This window comes from Kitasatospora sp. NPDC004615, assembly GCF_042873545.1.
Taxonomy (GTDB): Bacteria; Actinomycetota; Actinomycetes; order Streptomycetales; family Streptomycetaceae; genus Kitasatospora.
This window is the reverse complement of sequence record NZ_JBIALQ010000001.1, coordinates 931,163-948,580: the sequence shown is the minus strand read 5'-3', so window position 1 is coordinate 948,580 and position 17,418 is coordinate 931,163. Positions and strand designations below refer to the sequence as shown.

General features: G+C 71.2%; 18 protein-coding genes. 5 read left to right on the top strand and 13 right to left on the bottom strand.

Features of this window, described 5'->3' with window-relative positions; genetic code table 11:
- Window positions 1-93: 93 nt before the first annotated feature.
- Entirely contained in the window at window positions 94-504 is a 411-nt protein-coding gene (gene paaI, locus ACFYS8_RS04390) for a hydroxyphenylacetyl-CoA thioesterase PaaI (protein ID WP_387635557.1), read from the top strand.
- A 35-nt stretch (window positions 505-539) separates the two neighbouring features.
- On the opposite strand, the gene ACFYS8_RS04385 is transcribed toward paaI, so the two are convergent.
- Together ACFYS8_RS04385 and ACFYS8_RS04380 are read right to left on the bottom strand one after the other, a co-directional pair.
- Entirely contained in the window at window positions 540-1,400 is an 861-nt protein-coding gene (locus ACFYS8_RS04385) for an ABC transporter permease (protein WP_387635555.1), read from the bottom strand.
- Window positions 1,397-2,308 carry an ABC transporter ATP-binding protein gene (locus ACFYS8_RS04380; protein ID WP_387635552.1) on the bottom strand — a complete coding sequence of 304 codons (912 nt, stop codon included), beginning with the start codon at window positions 2,306-2,308 and terminating at the stop codon, window positions 1,397-1,399. Before ACFYS8_RS04380 ends, ACFYS8_RS04385 begins: the two co-directional genes overlap by 4 nt.
- A gap of 133 nt (window positions 2,309-2,441) precedes the next feature.
- On the opposite strand from ACFYS8_RS04380, the gene ACFYS8_RS04375 reads away from it, so the two are divergent.
- Both ACFYS8_RS04375 and ACFYS8_RS04370 read left to right on the top strand, forming a co-directional pair.
- Window positions 2,442-3,641, top strand: a complete 1,200-nt coding sequence (locus tag ACFYS8_RS04375; RefSeq protein WP_387635550.1) for a sensor histidine kinase — start codon at window positions 2,442-2,444, stop codon at window positions 3,639-3,641.
- A complete protein-coding gene (locus ACFYS8_RS04370; protein ID WP_387635547.1) occupies window positions 3,638-4,300 on the top strand; it encodes a response regulator in 663 nt (220 codons plus the stop codon). Before ACFYS8_RS04375 ends, ACFYS8_RS04370 begins: the two co-directional genes overlap by 4 nt.
- 249 nt (window positions 4,301-4,549) lie before the next feature.
- Here the strand turns inward: ACFYS8_RS04370 and ACFYS8_RS04365 are convergent, their stop codons facing one another.
- On the bottom strand, window positions 4,550-4,918 hold the full coding sequence (locus tag ACFYS8_RS04365; RefSeq protein WP_387635544.1) for a DUF6193 family natural product biosynthesis protein: 369 nt from the start codon (window positions 4,916-4,918) through the stop codon (window positions 4,550-4,552).
- A gap of 34 nt (window positions 4,919-4,952) precedes the next feature.
- Entirely contained in the window at window positions 4,953-5,636 is a 684-nt protein-coding gene (locus ACFYS8_RS04360) for a polymorphic toxin-type HINT domain-containing protein (RefSeq protein WP_387635541.1), read from the bottom strand.
- A gap of 212 nt (window positions 5,637-5,848) precedes the next feature.
- Here ACFYS8_RS04360 and ACFYS8_RS04355 point away from each other — a divergent pair, with 212 nt between their 5' ends.
- Window positions 5,849-6,322: a hypothetical protein gene (locus ACFYS8_RS04355; RefSeq protein WP_387635538.1), complete on the top strand. Its 474-nt coding sequence runs from the start codon at window positions 5,849-5,851 to the stop codon at window positions 6,320-6,322.
- Entirely contained in the window at window positions 6,319-6,672 is a 354-nt protein-coding gene (locus ACFYS8_RS04350; RefSeq protein ID WP_387635535.1) for a hypothetical protein, read from the top strand. Before ACFYS8_RS04355 ends, ACFYS8_RS04350 begins: the two co-directional genes overlap by 4 nt.
- Window positions 6,673-6,791: 119 nt before the next feature.
- On the opposite strand, the gene ACFYS8_RS04345 is transcribed toward ACFYS8_RS04350, so the two are convergent.
- The 9 genes from ACFYS8_RS04345 to ACFYS8_RS04305 form a co-directional block, all read right to left on the bottom strand.
- The gene (locus ACFYS8_RS04345) at window positions 6,792-8,048 is read right to left on the bottom strand and encodes a phenylacetate--CoA ligase family protein (RefSeq protein WP_387635532.1); all 1,257 of its coding nucleotides are present in this window, start codon (window positions 8,046-8,048) and stop codon (window positions 6,792-6,794) included.
- A 16-nt stretch (window positions 8,049-8,064) separates the two neighbouring features.
- Window positions 8,065-8,904, bottom strand: a complete 840-nt coding sequence (locus ACFYS8_RS04340) for an SDR family NAD(P)-dependent oxidoreductase (protein ID WP_387635529.1) — start codon at window positions 8,902-8,904, stop codon at window positions 8,065-8,067.
- Entirely contained in the window at window positions 8,901-10,184 is a 1,284-nt protein-coding gene (locus tag ACFYS8_RS04335) for an MFS transporter (protein ID WP_387635526.1), read from the bottom strand. Before ACFYS8_RS04335 ends, ACFYS8_RS04340 begins: the two co-directional genes overlap by 4 nt.
- On the bottom strand, window positions 10,181-11,401 hold the full coding sequence (locus ACFYS8_RS04330; protein WP_387635523.1) for a phenylacetate--CoA ligase family protein: 1,221 nt from the start codon (window positions 11,399-11,401) through the stop codon (window positions 10,181-10,183). The genes ACFYS8_RS04335 and ACFYS8_RS04330 overlap by 4 nt, the downstream gene beginning before the upstream one ends.
- A complete protein-coding gene (locus ACFYS8_RS04325) occupies window positions 11,398-12,396 on the bottom strand; it encodes a RimK family alpha-L-glutamate ligase (RefSeq protein WP_387635521.1) in 999 nt (332 codons plus the stop codon). The genes ACFYS8_RS04330 and ACFYS8_RS04325 overlap by 4 nt, the downstream gene beginning before the upstream one ends.
- Complete coding sequence (locus ACFYS8_RS04320) at window positions 12,393-13,823, bottom strand: KamA family radical SAM protein (RefSeq protein WP_387635519.1); 1,431 nt, start codon at window positions 13,821-13,823, stop codon at window positions 12,393-12,395. Before ACFYS8_RS04320 ends, ACFYS8_RS04325 begins: the two co-directional genes overlap by 4 nt.
- Window positions 13,823-15,586, bottom strand: a complete 1,764-nt coding sequence (locus ACFYS8_RS04315; RefSeq protein WP_387635516.1) for a class I adenylate-forming enzyme family protein — start codon at window positions 15,584-15,586, stop codon at window positions 13,823-13,825. The genes ACFYS8_RS04320 and ACFYS8_RS04315 overlap by 1 nt, the downstream gene beginning before the upstream one ends.
- A 122-nt stretch (window positions 15,587-15,708) precedes the next feature.
- The gene (locus tag ACFYS8_RS04310) at window positions 15,709-17,079 is read right to left on the bottom strand and encodes a flavin monoamine oxidase family protein (protein WP_387635513.1); all 1,371 of its coding nucleotides are present in this window, start codon (window positions 17,077-17,079) and stop codon (window positions 15,709-15,711) included.
- Entirely contained in the window at window positions 17,076-17,363 is a 288-nt protein-coding gene (locus ACFYS8_RS04305; RefSeq protein WP_387635510.1) for a phosphopantetheine-binding protein, read from the bottom strand. Before ACFYS8_RS04305 ends, ACFYS8_RS04310 begins: the two co-directional genes overlap by 4 nt.
- Window positions 17,364-17,418 lie beyond the last annotated feature (55 nt).

Sequence of the window (17,418 nt, the reverse complement as noted above, 5' to 3'; positions counted from 1 at the left end):
ACGAGTGTTTCGGCGTGGGGCGTTGACAGTCGATCTGTCCGGTCGATCTAATGCTGACGCCCGAGCAGCGGGCAGCTCACTGGGGGGAGCCGCATGGGAAGCAGCAGGATCGACTCACTGTTCGAGCGCGACCGGGCCTGCCAGGGCGCGGGCATCGTGCTCGACGAGGTGACCGGCGGCCGGGCGGTGGCCCGGATGAAGGTCACCGCGGAGATGGCCAACGCGCACGGCATCGGGCACGGCGGGTACGTGTTCCTGCTCGCCGACGCCGCGTTCTCCTACGCCTGCAACAGCTACGGCCCGGTAGCCCTCGCGCAGGGTGCGCAGGTCACCTTCCTCGCCCCCGCGCAGATCGGCGACGAGCTGATCGCCGAGGCCGTGGAGCGCACCAGGTCCGGCCGGCAGGGCGTCTACGACGTCACCGTCCGGAGCGGCAGTGGCACGGTGGTCGCCGAGTTCCGCGGCCAGAGCACGCTGGTCGCCGGAGTGCCGCACAGCGCCTGACAGTTGGGCCTCACGGCACCCAGGCACTCCGGGGTTCAGACGTCGCGACGGCTGCCGAAGAACAGGGCGGCCAGCGCGCCGCCCACGGCCCAGGCGGCGTAGACCCACCACTCACCGGCCGGATCGGCCGGGAACGGAATGTGCGGGTTGACCGGCGTGCCGACCAGGTCGTGCAGGACCTGCCAGGCGCGGAACGGCGTCGCGTGGTACAGGCAGGCCGACCAATAGTGGTTCTCGCTCATGAAGTTGGGGATCAGCAGCAGCACCGTGACAGTGGTGACGACGGTCGCCACGCTGTGCCGGACGATGGCCGCCAGCCCGAGGCCGGTCAGCGCGCACACCGGCGGCAGCAGGGTGGAGGCCAACAGCGCCCGCCAGATGCCCGGTTCGGCGAGCGAGATGCCGGCGTGCTTGCTCGACAGCACGGCCTGCGAGGCCCAGAACGACACCGCGGTCGCCACCACGCCGAAGGCCGTCATCACCACCGTCAGCACGACGATCTTCGCGGAGATCAGCGCCTGCCGGGCCGGCACCGCCGCAAAGGTGGTGCGGATCTGGCCGGTCGAGTACTCGCTGACCAGCGCGACCGCGCCCAGGCATCCCGTGATCAGCAGGGTGGCGATGCACGCGTTGTTGGTGAAGGAGGCCGCCAGCGATCCGCCGGGAACGAAGAACTCCCGCATCCCGGGAGAGAAGTGGTCCCAGTCGTTCACGTCGGCGATCGCCGCGTTGACGTTCAGGAACACCAGCCCGAGCAGGCCGAGGAGCAGGCCCCAGCGGATCGACCGCAGCGAGATCAGCTTGAACCACTCGCCCAGCAGCAAGTCCCGGAAGCGGGCCCGCGGTTCGTCCACCGCGAGCGGTGCGGTGGGGGCGACGGAGGTGAGCGCGGTCATCGGGAGTCTCCTGCGAGGTATTCGACGCTGTCGGCGGTGAGTTCCATGAACGCGGTCTCCAACGAGGCGGCGCTGGTGGCCAGTTCGCGCAGCCGCAGACCGTGCCGGTGCGCGAGGTCGCCGACCGTGTCCGCGTCCAGGCCGGTCACCACCAGCCGCTCCTCCCCGTCGGGCCGCACCTGCGCGCCGGCCGCCGTCAGCACCTCGGCCAGCGCGGTCGCGTCCGGGGTGCGGACGGTGACGCTGCTGCCCCGGCCGCGGGCGGCGAACGTGGACAGCGGCTCGTCGGCGATCAGCCGGCCGCGGCCGACCACCACCAAGTGGTCGGCGGTGTGCTCCATTTCGCTCATCAGGTGGCTGGAGACGAACACCGTGCGCCCCTCGGCGGCCAGCCGCCGGAACAGGCCGCGCACCCAGCGCACACCCTCCGGGTCGAGGCCGTTCAGCGGCTCGTCGAACAGCAGCACCGGCGGGTCGCCGAGCAGCGCGGCCGCGATGCCCAGGCGCTGCTTCATGCCGAGCGAGTAGCCGCCGATCCGCCGCCGCGCCACCCCGGCGAGCCCGACCTCCTCCAGCACCTCGTCCACCCGCCGCAGCGGGATCGCGTTCGTCCGGGCCAGCACCCCGAGATGGGCGGCCGCACTGCGCCCGCCGTGCACGTCGGAGGCGTCCAGCAGCGCGCCGACGTGCCGCAGGCCGCGCGGGTGGTCGCGGAAGCGGTGGCCCTGCACGGTGACGGTGCCACTGGTCGGCTCGTTCAGCCCGATGATCATGCGCAGCGTGGTGCTCTTGCCGGCCCCGTTCGGGCCGAGGAAACCGGTGACGCAACCCGGGCGGACGGTGAAGGTCAGACCGTCGACGGCAACCGTGCGGCCGTAGCGCTTGGTGAGTTCGTTGACTTCGATCACGACAACCACAGTTCCGTGACGGGCCGTCGTCCCGCGTCGGCCTGCCGCCGACACCTCCGGCGGCCGATGTCTACCCAGGTTGTACGCCCCGGGTCCGACGCCCGTCGGCCGGGCGGCTGGCTACGATCACCCCATGCCCGTGAACTCGCCCTCCCTGCTCAGACGCGTGACACCCGGCGGCTGGGCGGCGGTGGCCTGGACGGCCGGCCTCGCGTACTCCTTCGTGGTGCTGGTCCGGCTGCCGGGCGAGTCGCCGGACAACTTCTACCGCGGCCTGCTGATGTCCGACGCCAACCAACGCTGGCTCGCTGTCTGCGCGGTGGTCTCGCTGGCCGGCTGCGTGCTGCTGCGCCGCATGCCGCTGACCGCCCTCGGGCTGCTGCTGGTGGGCGCGGTGTTCGGCGCGTTCGCGATGCACTCCAGCACGATGGACGTCCCGCTGGTCCTCGGCCCCGACGTGGCGCTCTGGTACGTCGCGGCGAGCCTGCCCCGCCGCAAGGTGGTGCTCGGCTCCGGGATGGCCGCCCTGGTGCTGCTCGGCTACCCGATCGGACGGGTGTTCGCCGGCTTCATCATCGGCACGTCCACCGAGCTGGCCGTCCTTTTGACCGCCGCCGTCGCCGTCCTGCTCGGCAACTCCGCCGGGGAGTCCCGCCGGCACGCCGCCGAGCTGAGCGAGAACGCCGCCGCGCGGGCCGTGGCCGGTGAACGGCTGCGGATCGCCCGCGAGTTGCACGACATGGTCGCGCACAGCATCGGCATCGTCGCCCTCCAGGCCGGCGCGGCCCGGCTCGTCCTCACCACCCAGCCGGAGGCCGCCCGCGACGCACTCGGCCAGGTCGAGACCGCCAGCCGCGAAACCCTCTCCGGCCTGCGCCGCATGCTGGTCGCCCTGCGCGCCGCCGAGGACGACCCTTCCGGGCGGCCGCCGCTCACCCCCGCCCCCGGCCTCGCCGACCTCGACCGCCTCGCCCGCTCCACCACTGCCGCGGGCGTCGCCGTCGACCTCCGCTGGCACGGCGAACGCCGCCCCCTGCCGCCCGAGGTGGACCTCTCCGTCTACCGCGTCGTCCAGGAGTCGCTGGCCAACGTGGTCCGCCACGCCGGCGCGCGCTCCTGCCAAGTGACCATCTCCTGCGAGGAGGACTCGGTGTCCGTGGAAGTCCTCGACAGCGGCGGCCTGCGCGGCACCCAGCCCAGCGGCGCGGGCTTCGGCCTGCTCGGCATGCAGGAACGCGTCTCCCTGCTGCACGGCACGTTCGCGGCCGGCCCCCGCCCCACCGGCGGCTTCCGGGTCGCCGCCACCCTCCCCGTCGCGGCGGGTGCCCGATGACCGTCCGCATCCTGCTCGTCGACGACCAGCCGCTCGTCCGCGCCGCCCTCTCCATGGTGGTCAAGGACGCCCCCGACCTGGAGATCGTCGGCGAGGCCGGCACCGGGGACGAAGCAGTGCGCCTGGCCGCGGAGTTGGCCCCTTCCGTGATCGTCATGGACATCCGGATGCCGGGCATGGACGGCATCGAAGCCACCCGCCTGATCACCTCGGGCCCGTCCTCGGCCCACGTCCTCGTCCTCACCACCTTCGACGACGACGAGTACGTCTACGGCGCGCTGCGCGCCGGCGCATCCGGCTTCCTGGTCAAGGACATGGGCCTGGAAGAGATCCTCGCCGCCGTCCGCGTGGTCGCCGCCGGCGAGGCCCTGCTCGCCCCCCGCGTCACCCGCCGTCTGATCGCCGACCTCACCGCCCGCCCCACGCCCGGCAGTTCAAGGCCGCCGCTCGCCCTCACCGCCATCACCGAACGCGAACAGGAAGTCCTCACCCTGATCGGCCGGGGCCTCTCCAACACCGAGATAGCCGAGCACCTCTACCTCAGCGTCACCACCATCAAGACCTACGTCACCCGCCTGCTCTCCAAGCTGAACGCCCGCGACCGCGTCCACCTGGTGATCCTCGCCTACGAGGCGGGCCTGGTGACGGCATCCCGCTGACCTCTTGGGCCGTCAGAAGGGCGGCGCTGTGTGTATTTGGCAGCCGTCGGATTCCTGTGCGCTTCGGCGAGCATCCGGTGAGGACCGTGTATGCCTCGGGACGGAAGCCCAGGGCAGCGTCGATCTGAATTCCCGGCAGGGAATGGCCGCCGTCGATGTGATGCCGCTGGCGCTTTCGGCCCCTGCTGCAAATCGCGCGGTGATAAAGGTGTTGGGCCGCCGCAGAGTGCGGCGGCCCAACAGGTGCTGCTAGCTGTTCAGGTCTTGATCATTGGCGATGATTCCTGCGATCAATTCCGCGAGGAATTCGGCGGCCTTCCTGGGGTCTTCCGTGAGCAGGAGAACCTGGGCGTCCCTGGACCACGCTTTCGATCGGACGGCATATGTGCCTTCCGATCCCACCGCGACGGTCGGCCACTGCTCATCGATCGGGGCCTTCCAAGCGTACCCATCACGAAACACCACAAGGGTGTTCAGGGAGACGGTGGGAAATACCTGGCGAAGAACCGGGATCTCCGAGGCGGCTTGCAGGAGCGGCCAAAAGAGCGGACTGAACCAGCCATTCGTGCCGTGGGGTGGGCGGAATACGTTGAGGAGGCCCTCCCACTCGGAATCCACGCTTCTGTCTTCCACCCTCGGCCCTTTCTGATTGCTAGCACGGCGCTGGTCCGTTGAAGAACGTGGTTGCTGCTCTCGCTGCTGAATTGCTGCAGATGTATTGAAGCTCAAACGATGTCGGCCTTCCAGGCGCTACTCTTCCGGCCAGCACTCCCTCGACGTCCTGCATCCCCTGAAGATTGAACGATATCTTACCGCCTCCCGCGACGACCCTGTCGATCATGGCTTGACCTGCACTGTCGCTCCAATAGTTTGGGTTCGGGAAGATGTCCTTGAACTCTGGAGCATCGTTCATAACTGCCTGCTGTAAATTGGCGAACTGCCCGAGATTTGCGCCACTTGCGCTATCGAATCTGAACCCGAGCGCGAGATGGATGCCGCAAGGGCCATCTGCGTTGTGTACCAGCACGGGGACAGTCCCGGCCAATACGTAGTATGTGTGGTTGTTTTCGACCGTCAGGTTGAGCATGTCCGCCGTACCCGGCCGCAGTTCAACCGAGGTGATCCGGGCCTGACGGTTCTTGCTTGTGACGAGGACGTGGTCCGGAGCCAGTTGGCCTGCGGGGATCCACTCGTGATCAGTGTCGTCCCAGAACGGATGGTCCGACGTGGTTCGAAGGGTACTGATTGAGCCGGTGCCGTCGACAAGGTTGACGTTGACCAGGTCAATGTCATGGACCGGCGCCCCCTCCCTCTGGGCCATCACCCCCCAGGACACCCTCCACTCCTGGACCGGCACCCGCACCGGCACCCCGACCGACCCGGCCTTCACCCTCACCGGCCCCAACGCCTGACACCCACCACGGCCGGGCCCCGCTCTCGAACTGACAAGGGCGGGGCCCGGTCTCGTGGTCGGTGCTGGGGACATTCGTCGACGACCTGCTGTGCGGAGCGGGCCCGCGGGCCAACATCCGAGCTACTGTGGATGTCATGACTGCGGCCTACGAGGACGTGCCCTTCAGCGAACTGCTCCACCACCCCGCCGCGACCACGCGCAGACTGGACGCCGTCCGTGCGCTGCGCCTGCGCCGCCGCGACGCGGGCGACCTCGCGCTGATGCGCGTCGAGCAGATGGAACGGGACGCCTCGGTCGTGGACTTCACTTCGCGCCTGCTGGCGGGGCTGGTGCGGACCGAGAACATCGATGCCCTCCGCCAGGCACTGCCCGAAGCCCTGCCGTGGACCACGTTCCTGCCGGCGGAGGACCTCGACACCCTGCTCGCGGAGCTGGTGGACACGGCGTGCGGCGCGGTGGCTCTGGACAACCTGGCCCCGGTCGCAGTCCTGCTCACCCAGTGGCGGCACAGCGCCGAGATCTACGCCGACTCCACCCTCCTCGCCATCCTCACCCGCGAGCCCGACGGCGACCTCGGCCCGGCCCCCATGCCCGAGGTCACGGAGTGAGCCCGAAGCGGGGAGACCGGGCCGCGCCGCCGCCGATCGGCTGTGAGTACGAGCTCCGTTTCGCCAACACCGAGGCCGCCGACGGCTGGGATCACCTGGGCCGCCAGGCGGCGGGCAACCTGCGCCGCGCGTTCGAGAAGATCCGTGCCACTCCCCGCGCCGTCGACAACCCCGACCGTCAGCACCGCCTAAAGGGCATGCTCGGTTCCGGCATCTTCAAGGGCCAGGAACTCGAGCGCTGGCAGTACGAGGTCACTGGCGGCGGGCGCATCTGGTACCTGCTGGACGACGCCAACCGCACTGCCTGGATCACCTATGCGGGCACGGGCCATCCCAAGGCCACGGACTGAACCTTCCCCAAGCAGGTCGGTTCAGGCGGCAATGCGGCACTTGCGCCCCAGCCCGGGCCCCGCTCTCGAACTGCGAGAGCGGGGCCCGGCCTCGTTCTGCTGGGCGGGGCCCAGTCGCGTCAGTGGGCGGGGCGTTCGTCGATGACCTGTTGGAGTTTGCCGGTGCGGGGGTTGGTGGTGAGTTCGGCGCGGGGGACCCATTCGATCTGGAGGGGGTGGATGGCGCCGATGGCGGTTTCGTCGGCGTAGGTGGGGCGGGCGTCGAGGACGGCGCGGCGGAGGGTTTCGGTGAGGGTGGCGGGGGGTGGGGTGGTGTGGCCGAGGCGGATGATGAGGCCGTCGCGGTTGTCCCAGCGGCGTTGGACGAGTTGCATGCCGGTGATGTGGTGCTCGGGGTCGTGGGCGAGCAGGACGTCGCGGACCTGCTCGGTGGGCATGGAGACGATGCCGACCCGGGCGCCCTCCGTGGAGCGGCCGAGGAGGCGGAACCGGCGGCAGGTGGCGTCGGTCCATTCGGCGCGGTCGCCCGCGGGGTAGCGGAGGATCGGGACCAGGGTACGGAACAGGTTGGTGACGACGACGCGGCCGGGGACGCCGGGTTCGGTGATGGGCTCGCCGGTGGCGTCGTCGATCAGTTCGACGATGGTGCGGCTCGGGAAGGCTTCGTGGACGCGCAGGTCGTCCCCGGCGGGGACGGGTCCGGCGACCAGGCCGGCGTCCACGGAGGCGTAGCCGATGGAGGAGAGGGCGGCGTTCGGGAAGGCCGAACGGAGCAGCGGGCGAAGGTCGTTGAAGAGGATGTCGCCGCCGAACAGGATGAGTTCGACCTGCGGGGCGGGCCGGTCCTGCTTGAGCAGGGTCTCGGCGACGGCGGAGAGTTTCATGGGTTCGCCGGCCAGTACGTCGGCGCCGAAGCCGTGGATCACGTCGGCGACGTATTCGTCGGGTGCGGTGGCGATCGGGAGGCGGACGTTGTCGATGGGGGCGTGCTGCAGGGCGTATTCGATGAAGAGGAAGCCGCTGTAGAACTCGCCGGCCCGGAACAGATTGGCGACCTTCTGGCCGGGCTTCAACCCCGCGTCGACCAGGCCGGCGCCGAACGCGGTGACGGAGTCGACGTGTTCCTCGCGGGTCCAGGGGGAGAACTTGGGCTTGCCGGTGGTGCCGCCGGACTTGTAGACGCAGGCGTCGGTGAGCGGGCCGGTCAGCAGGCGGTTGTCGGGCCAGGTGTTGGCGGCCCAGAACGCGATCTGGTCGATGACGGGCAGGTCGGTGAGGGAGGTGACGGCGTCGGGTACGTCGCGGTAGAGGTCGGCGTAGAACGGCGAGTTGCGGCGGGCGTGGTCGACGAGGGATTGAAGTCGCTTGGCGGGCACGGCGGTTGCTCCAAGGTCACGGGGTGGGGGTGAGGCCGATCCAGTCGTGGGCGAGGCGCTGGACGGTGCGGCCGTCGCGGTCGGCGAGTTTCGCGGCGAGGTAGTCGGCGGCCCACGCGTTGGTGGTGATGCGGAACGGCGGCTCGTCCTCGGCGAGTGCGCGCACCACTGCCTCGGCGACCTCGGCGGCGGGCTGCGCGGCGCCCGCCCAGCTCTGTCCGAGCCGGTCGACGTACGCGCCGAAGGTGTCGGCGTAGGGGCCCGAAGCGGCTTGCACGGTACGGCGGTTGACGTCGGGGAAGTGGCCGAACCGGGTGTCGGGGACGTAGCCGGGCACCACCATCGAGACCTGCACGCCGTGCGCGGCGGCGACGGGGGCGAGTGCCTCCATGAAGCCCTCGACGGCGAACTTGGCCGCGCAGTACGCCTCGTTGAAGGGCTGGCCGACCACGCCGTGCACGCTGCCGATGGTGAGCAGCCGGCCGCCGGAGGCGCGCAGCAGCGGCATCGCGGCGCGCGAAACGGCCACCGTGCCGAAGAAGTTGACCTCGAGGTTGGTGCGCAGCGCGGCGGAGGTGGACATCTCGAGTGTCGGGTCGAAGTTGGAGATCCCGGCGTTGTTGACCACGGCGTCGAGCCGGTCGAGGCCGGCGAAGCACGCGGCGATGGATTCCTCGTTGGTGACGTCGAGTTGGCGGACGAGGGCGTCGGGCGCGGCGGCCCGCAGCGCGTCCGCGCGGTCGGGCGAACGGACGGTGGCGATCACCGTCCAGCCGGCCCGGCTCGCGGCCGCCGCGGTGGCCAGCCCGATGCCGGACGAGCAGCCGGTGATGAGAAGAATCTGACGGCCCGTCATGAGGTGGCATCCGCAAGCTCGGTGACGCTGTCGGCGGCCTTCGGCAGGTCGGCGTCCATCCGGGCCTGGACGCCGAGTGCGGGCAGGAAGGAGCAGGCGGCGAGCAGGGTGCCGCCGACCATGGTCCAGCGGGTGGCGTCGAGGATGCCGAGCGGGCCGGTGAGCAGCGAGACGGCGAAGCCACCGGCCAGTGCGGCGAGCGGGATGACGCCCCAGGTGGCGGTGCGGAACGCGGCGTGCATGACGCCCTGGTGCTGCGCGGACATCCGGGACTGCCGGGCGGGCGCGGAGCACACGTTGATGCACGACATGAAGAAGCCGTAGCAGCCCATGGTGACGGCGATGACCGGCCCGGCGGGCAGGGCAGGTGCGGCGAGCACGCCGAGGCCGACCAGGCAGTGCAGCAGCAGTGCCCAGGCCATGGTCCGTCCGATGCCGAGGCGTCCGCTGATCTTCGGGGCGACCAGCGCGCCGAGCAGCGCGCCGACCGCGCCCGCGGACATCGCGGCGCCGAACACGCCGACGGTGACGTGCAGGCCGCGGTAGGCGAACACCGGCAGCACGGTGACGAACACCGGCCCGCCGGAGTTGAGGGTGACGGCGGCCAGCACCACCCGGCGCAGCACCGGGTCCTGCCAGTTGAGGCGGAAGCCGAGGGTGAGCCGGCGCCACACCGAGCCCTGCGCGACGGTGCGGTCGCCCCACGGCTTCATGAAGCGGAAGCAGGCGGCGGAGACCAGGTAGCTGGCGGCGTCCACCAGCAGCGAGGCGGCGCCGAGCGCGCTGTACAGTCCGGCGGCAATGGACGGCCCGGCGACCTCGGCGACCGAGCCGCTGCCCTCCAACCGCGAGTAGGCGCGCACCAGTTGCTGCTGCTCGACCACGGCCGGTACGGCCACCAGGTAGCCGACGTTGAAGAAGATGGTCGCGCCGGAGACGGCGGCGACGCAGCAGAACAGCAGCGGCGTGGAGAGGAAGTCCAGCCAGTACGCGAGCGGGATGATGCCGACGGCGACCAGCCGGATCAGGTCGCAGACCAGCAGGGTGATCCGCTTGTCCCAGCGGTCCACCAGCACGCCGGCCACCGGGCCGAGCAGTGGAATGCCCAGGTACTGGGCCATCGCGACGATGCCGACCTGGAACGCGGACGCGTGCAGCACGAAGATCATCAGGGTGGGGACGACGAACACCGTCACCCGGTCGCCGACGTTCGAGATCGACTTGCCGAACCAGAACAGGTTGAAGGCCCGGCCGAGTTGCTCGGGCGCGTGCAGTTTCACGAGGCCTCCCGGACCACGAAGCTTGCGGTCTTCCCGGTGCGGTCGTTGCCGACCAGCGCGTCCACCACCCGGACTCGGACGTGCTCCGGGTCGTGCACGAAGGCGGTGCTCAACGTGAAGGTGGCAGACAGCAGTTCACGCCGCAGCGCGTCCGTGTCGGGCTCCGCGCCGGCCGCCGTCAGCAGCAGGACGTCCACCTGCTGGGCGCGCCTGCCCTGTTCGGTGATCACCACCTGGCCGCGGGTGACGCCCGGTTCGCGCTCCACCCGGGCGAGCAACTCGTCGATGTGCAGGCCGAGTCCGCGCACCTGCACGACATTGTCGCGGCGGCCCAGCACCCGCATCGCAGGGCCCGGCCGGCCGCACGGGCAGCTGGTCAACTCGCCCGCGTCGCCGGTGCGGTAGCGCAGCACCGGGTTGAGCATCGCCGGGTCGAGGGAGGTGAAGTCGAGCAGGCCGTCGTCGCCGACGTGCACCAGCTGGTGCGGGAAGGTGTGGAAGGTGTCGGCCGGGCATTCCGGGGTGTTGGAGCCCACCACCCAGGTCTCGGTGGAGCCGAACATGCCGTGCCGCCGGGCCTTCGGTGCGACGACCGCCAGGTCTTCCTCGAGCTGCGGCTGCCAGGCCTCGCCCAGCCACAACACCTTGCGCAGCGACGGGAGTTCGATCCCGGCGGCGCGGGCGTGCGCGAACCACAGCCGCAGCACGCTCGGGGTGCCGCCGATCGCGGTGACCTTCCGGTCGGCGAGGAAGCCCAGCCACTCCGGGTACTCCTCGCGGGTCACCGACCCCAGCGCGATGATCCGGCAGCCGGACAGGTCGGCCAGGCCCGCCGCGAGGAAGTGCGCGCCCCACATCCGGCCCGCGCCCCAGGCGTTGACGAAGATGTCGTCCCGGTCCAGCGGCTGCCAGTGCTCGAACACCTTCGCCATGTAGAACCCGGTCGGCGCGTACCCGACCTTCGGGGCTCCCGTCGAACCGCCGCTCTGGAACAGCCAGGTGGCGCCCTGCTCGGCGGACGGCTCCAGGTGGGCGAGCGCCGTGTTCAGGTCGTCCTTGGCCAGCGGCGGCAGCGCCGCCAGCTCCGCGAGCGTGGTGGGCTCCTGCGCCTGGGCGTACCGCTCGCCGAACTCCGGGACGCCGCGCAGCAGTTCGAGAGTTCGGCGGGCCACGGCCAGGCCGTCCGCGGCCTGCTCGTCGGTCAGCGAGAAGCTCATCGGCCGGCACCCCCGTGGGCGAGGAACGCCGCGTGCGCGTCCCGGTAGGCCGCGAACCGGGCCCGGGTGACGTCCCGTTGGACCGAGCGGTCCGGGTCGTCGAAGTCCGGGGCGATCACCCCGTCCGGCTCCAGCTCGGAGAACCAGAACCGCTCCCCGTCGTGCAGGAAGTCCACGCAGAAGAACGGGATCGGCAGCTTCTTCGCGAAGTACGCGGTGGCGTCGGCGAGTTCGGCCGGGATCTCGCAGAACTCCATCGAGCCGCCGCGGCTCGCGTTCGCCACCGGCGAGCCGTCCTCCGGGGTGCGGCGCAGCACCGCGTACGGCTTGCCGTCGATCACGTACACCCGGTAGTCCACCGTGCCGTCCCCCAGGTAGGGCTGGGCGACCAGCGTGGTGTCACCGCCCTGGGCGAGACTGGCCAGGCCGCGCACATCCTCCGGCGAGCGGGCCAGGCAGATCCCGCCGCCGCCGCACCAGCCGGCCGGCTTCACGATCGCCGGGAACGTCAACTCGCCCAGCGCCACCTCGTACTGGTGCTTGGAGACGTCCCGGCCGGAGCCGATCCGCACCGACGGGATCGGCGGCACCGGCGAATCCGCGAGGAACAGCATGGTCGCCAGCTTGTCGTTGCCCAGCAGCGACACCTGCGCCGGGAACGGCAGGTAGAACCCCGCCTGCTCCAGCACCGTGCACAGGGCGAGCTGGTTGAACACGTCCATCGACTGGTACGGCAGCGAGTACAGCGCCGTGATGAACAGAGTGTCCTCGGGCGTGACCAGTTGGTCGTCCACGTACACCCGGGGCCGGCCCGGATCGGTGCCGTCCACCGTCACCGCCTCCGGGGCGTGCCGGGACCACTCCATCCCCATTCCGGCGGCGACCTCCGCGAACATGTCCCAGAAGTAGTGCTTCCACATCGCCCCCGACCGGGTCGACTCCCGGTCCGGGAAGATCCAGCACATTCGGCGCAGCGGCGCCGGCACCTCGCTCACGAGTTCTCCAAGAGGTCCACTGGTTCCGGAAGTTGTGCGCCATCGGCGCGTGCTGCCTGCTCCGCCCACCAGGCACGGCCGTCCGCCGGCAGGGTGTCCACCGGATCCACGTACGGATACCGGCGGTTCGACCAGCCGTCCCCGCCGAGTGCTTCGAGCGAGCGGAGCTCAAGTGCGGTGCGGTAGTTCTTGGTCCAGTACGAGATGCCGCGCACCCGGTCGTAGCCGACCGCCTGGTGCACCCAGCGCTTGCCGACGTGCGGCACGTCCGCGACCAGCCGCGGCGTCGCGTACCCCGGCAGGTAGCCGAGGATCGCCTCCTGCAGGCGCTGCGCCTCGGACAGCGGCAGCCGCCAGTGCTCGGCGTTCGGGATCACGTCGCACAGGTAGAAGTAGTAGGGGAGGATGTTCGCCTCTCCCTGGAGGGCGAAGCACAGGTCGAGCAGCGCCGCCGGGGTGGCGTTCACGCCGCGCATCAGCACGCCCTGGTTGCGGACGTCCCGCACGCCCGCGTCGAGCAGCGCCCGCGCCGCCTCGGCGACCAGCGGGGTCACCGAGGAGACATGGTTGGCGTGGGTGTGCACCGCCAGGTTGACCGACCGGCGGGCGGCCAGCCGGGCCACCCGCTCGACGCCCGCCAGCACCTTCGGCTGGAGCCAGTGCTGCGGCAGGCCCACCACCGACTTGCTGGCCAGCCGGATGTCCCGCACCGAGCCCAGCTCCAGCAGCCGCAGCAGGAACGACTCCAGCCGCGGCCACGGCACGTTCGCCAGGTCGCCGCCCGACACCACCACGTCCCGCACCGACGGGGTGCGCTTGAGGTAGTCGAGCATCTGCTCCTCGCGGTCGGCCGGACGCAGCACCAGCCGCGCCTTGGCCACCTGCGGCGTGGAGCGGCCGACCAGGTCCATCCGGGTGCAGTGCCCGCAGTACTGCGGGCAGGTGGACAGCAGCTCGGCCAGCACCTTGGTCGGGTAGCGGTGGGTCAGGCCCTCCACCGCCCACATCTGCGCCTCGTGCAGCGAATCCCGCGCCGCCAGCGGGTGGTTGGGCCACTCCGGGTGCCGGTCGGAGCGCACCGGCAGCATGTACCGCCGCACCGGATCCGCCAGGAACGCCTCGGTGAACGCCCCGGGCTCCAGCGCGGCGTCCGCCGCCATGGTGTTCAGCATGTGCGGCGGCAGCAGCACCGACATGGTCGCGAACTCCGCTTGGTCGGCGGCCAGTTCACGGTAGAACCGGTCCTCGAGGAGAGACCCGAAAACCTCCCGCAGCTGCCGCTCGTTCTGCACGCAGTGCGCCCGCTGCCACTGCGCGTCCCGCCACTGCGCGGCCGTCACCTCCCGCCAGCCGGGCAGCCGCCGCCAGTCCGGTTCGACCAACTCCCGCCGCACGTACTGGTACGGCTGGGCGAGCTGACGGTCCATCAGGAACGCGCCGAGGAAGGTGCCGAGGAGGTGATCGAGGAGGTGATCGAGGAGGGGGTCGAGGAACCTCCGGCGAGCTGGAGGAGCCCGGCGTGCCGGGTGCGCAGCTCCCGCTTGAGCACCTTGCCGGTCGGGCCGAGCGGGAAGTCCATGGCGTTGGACGCCACTTGGAGTGCCGCCAGCTCCGCCAGCCCGGCCTTCGCCAGCTCGGCGTTGGCCGCCTCCAGCAGCCCGTCCGCGCTCGCCCCGTCCTGCAGCCGCACCACGGCGATCGGCCGCTGCCCGCCGTCCGGGTGCGGCACGCCCACCACCGAACAGTCCTGCACCCACTCGGCGCAGTCGGCGAGCAGCACCTCCTCCAGCGGCAGGCTGTACACCGGCCCGTCCAGGGTGTCGATCACGTCCACCGTCCGGTCCAGGTGGAAGAACCGTCCCTCGCCGTCCCGGTACGCCACATCGCCGGTCAGCCAGTACCCGTCGCGCCGGAACGACTGCGTCAGGCGCTCGTTGTTCCAGTACCCGGGCGTGATCGACGGCGCGATCACGGCCAGCAGGCCCACCGTGCCGTCCGGGACCTCCACACCGTCCTCGTCCAGCACCGCCGCCCGCTCCACCACCTCCGACGGCTTGCCGACGCAACGGTCGGCGCGGCCCGTCTCCGGCGAGGTGACCTGCCCGAACAGCGCCATGCCCATCTCGGACGAGCCCAGCCCGTCCACGAACTGCGAACCGGGCAGCGCCGGTTGCTCGGCCCGTTCCTGCGGCAGCAGCCACGGCCGGATCAACCCCGCCGGGCGCTCGCCGAGTTGGACGAGGCGGCGGATGTGCCCGAAGTGCGCGCTGTCGCCGGTGTTGAACCAGGAGTGCACCTTGGACGCGCCCTCCACCGGCAGCTCGCCGGTCGCCAACTCCACGAAGGTGCGCGGGAACGAGGCCACCATGGTCGGCCGGAACGCCTCCATCACCGGCTCCACCGTGACCCGCTGCCAGTCCGCCATCACCACCGTCGGCAGACCCAGCAGCGTCGCCGTCAGGAAGTAACTCAGGCCCCCCGCATGAGTGTGCGGCATCAGCGACATCAGCCGGTCGGACGGCTCCGCCGGGAAGCGCACCATCCGCGGCTGCTTGCCCTCCCAGAACTGCCGGTGCGCCAGGATCGTCGACTTCGGCGTGCCCGTCGTCCCCGAGGAGTGGATCAGCGCCACCACGTCCTCGGCCGCGTGCTGGTACGGGTACCCCTCCGGCAGCGGCGCCGACGCCGCGTCGAACGCCTGTATCTCGGCCGTCAACGACAGGAAACGCGGCCGCAGTTGCGGATCCTTCCGGTACGCCGAAGCCAGCCGGGTGGTGTCGTCCGCGACCACGCCCACCACGCCCACGTGGCTCAGGTAGCGCACCATCACGTCGTGCCGCATCGCGTCGTTCACCAGCGCCGGCACCGCGCCCAGCGCGGTCAGCGCGAAGAAGTGCAGCAGCGGCTCCAGGCCCTCGGCGATCACCACGCCCACCGGCTCGCCCGGCCGCACCCCGTTCGCGTGGTACCAGGCCGCGTACCGGTCGCGCAGCGCCACCAGATCGAGCAGGCTGTGCCCGCGCAGCACCACCTGCCCCCGGTGGTCCAGCCGGTGGCTGAACGCGAACGGCACCGCACGGTTGGGATTCGCCTCGACCGCCCGGTCGAGGAAGTTGCCCGCACCCAGGGTCGGGTCGGACATGAAGCGCTCTCTGACGGCGAGCGGCGCGATGGATGTCTGATCGCTCATGGCGGCCTCCGGTCTCTCCGGTCTTCCGAAGCAGGACTCGATGCCCGGACACGCCCTCGTGAAGCGTGCACCGGGCCAGGGGAAAGGGGGTCCAACTAATCAATGGGTGACGCGAGTTGCGCCTAATGGCCGAGAAGCTCGGCGACCACGCGACGGCCCGATCGGATCGCGCCCTCCAGCAGGCCGAAGAACTCGGTGCTGGTCTCGGTGCCCGCGAAATGCACCCGGCCGTGCGGCGTCGTCAGCGTCGGACCGAGCGCCGACCAGTCACCGGGCCCGAGCAGCGCCGCGTAACAGCCCCTGCTCCAGGGCTCGTTGACCCAGTCCGTGACATGGAACGCGAGCGGCTCCGGCAGCATCGGAAACAGCCGGGACGCCTGCGCGACCGCCGCCGCGCGCTGTTCCGCAGGCGGCAGAGCGGCGAAACGGTGCGCCTCCGCGCCCGTGACGAACCCGGTCAGCACGCCCGGCGACCCCTCCGGCGGAGTGTCGTCCACCGTGGACAGCAGCGGACCGGCCGCGTTCACCGACCACCCCGACAGGCCGTGCGCCCGCCACACCGGCTCCGGGAACACCAGGTTCACCTTCACCGCACACCCGCGCCCGGTGCGCGACGCCGCTCGCGGGGACGGCAGTTGCGGCTCGAACCCGATCGCGTCCGCGAGCAGCGGCGGCACCGCCACCACCACCGCCTCCGCCCGGTAACTCCCCTCGGGCGTACGGACGATGGCCTCCCGCTCGGTCTGCTCCACCGACAGCACCGGCTCGTCCGTGTGCAGCAGCCCGCCCAGATCCAGCAGCCGCCTGGCCAGCCGCTCGCACAACCGGTGCGAGCCGCCCGCCACCCGGTCCTGCTGCGCGCCGCCCTCGAAGGCGTTCAGATAGCGCAGCCCACCGCCCGAGCGCAGGTAGAACGCCATGTGCAGCACGGAGATCTTCGCCGGGTCGGCGGCCATCATCTCGCCGAGGAACAGCGGGAAGAACAACTTGGCGTCCGGGTGCGACAGTTGCTGCTCCGCCCAGTCGGCCACCGTCATCGCGTCCAGCCGCTCGGCGTCCGGCGAGAGCCACGGCGCGTCCGGGCGGACGGCGGCCGTCAACTCCTCCAACCGCTCGAACAGATCGCCCAGTGCGACGGCGCTCAGCGGCGGGAACCGCCCGTCCCGGGTGGCGTCCGCTTCCTCGCCCGCCAGGGCAAATCGGCTGGCGCCCCGCATGGTGGTCGGCGCGGTCTTCAAGTCGCAGGCGGCGAGCAGGGCGTGGAGCTCGGTGTGCAGGTCGCCCAGGTAGGCCGCGCCCGCGTCGATCCACCGCCCCGGCGCCACCTCGATCCCGCGCGTACGCCCGCCGACCTGGTCCCGGGCCTCCAGCACCGTCACCCGCACGCCCTGGCCGGCCAGTTCGACCGCCGCCGTCAGGCCGGCCAGTCCCGCGCCGACCACGATCACCGAACGCGGCGCGGGCCCGGTCTCCGAAGGGGACGCGGCGCTCACCGGGCCGCCGCGATTCTCTCCGCCGCGACGCGGGAGGCGAGACCGGCCGGGGTCGGGTCGGCGAGGAAGTCCTCGAAGGTCAGCTCGACGCCGTGCTCGCGGGCGACGGCACTCAGCACCCGGGTGGCGATCAGCGAATCGCCGCCCAGGAGAAAGAAGTTGCCGTCGGCCGGGACGTTGTCCAGCTCCAGGATCCGGCAGAAGACGGCGGCCAGCGACTCCAGCTGGTTCGCGGCTGTGGCGTCTGCCCGGGCGGGTGCGGTGACGGGCATGTCGAGGCTCATCGGGGGGTCTCCTTCGACCGGTGCGGGGTGCGCGTGGTCTGGCGGGGGGCCAGCG

Bases quoted from the DNA above. Each gene is read 5' to 3' on its own strand.
- ACFYS8_RS04385 (WP_387635555.1), bottom strand. From the start codon at position 1,400: ATGACCGCGCTCACCTCCGTCGCCCCCACCGCACCGCTCGCGGTGGAC.
- ACFYS8_RS04305 (WP_387635510.1), bottom strand. From the start codon at position 17,363: ATGAGCCTCGACATGCCCGTCACCGCACCCGCCCGGGCAGACGCCACA.
- paaI (WP_387635557.1), top strand. From the start codon at position 94: ATGGGAAGCAGCAGGATCGACTCACTGTTCGAGCGCGACCGGGCCTGC.
- ACFYS8_RS04340 (WP_387635529.1), bottom strand. From the start codon at position 8,904: ATGACGGGCCGTCAGATTCTTCTCATCACCGGCTGCTCGTCCGGCATC.
- ACFYS8_RS04320 (WP_387635519.1), bottom strand. From the start codon at position 13,823: ATGGACCGTCAGCTCGCCCAGCCGTACCAGTACGTGCGGCGGGAGTTG.
- ACFYS8_RS04370 (WP_387635547.1), top strand. From the start codon at position 3,638: ATGACCGTCCGCATCCTGCTCGTCGACGACCAGCCGCTCGTCCGCGCC.
- ACFYS8_RS04355 (WP_387635538.1), top strand. From the start codon at position 5,849: ATGACTGCGGCCTACGAGGACGTGCCCTTCAGCGAACTGCTCCACCAC.
- ACFYS8_RS04330 (WP_387635523.1), bottom strand. From the start codon at position 11,401: ATGAGCTTCTCGCTGACCGACGAGCAGGCCGCGGACGGCCTGGCCGTG.
- ACFYS8_RS04375 (WP_387635550.1), top strand. From the start codon at position 2,442: ATGCCCGTGAACTCGCCCTCCCTGCTCAGACGCGTGACACCCGGCGGC.
- ACFYS8_RS04315 (WP_387635516.1), bottom strand. From the start codon at position 15,586: ATGAGCGATCAGACATCCATCGCGCCGCTCGCCGTCAGAGAGCGCTTC.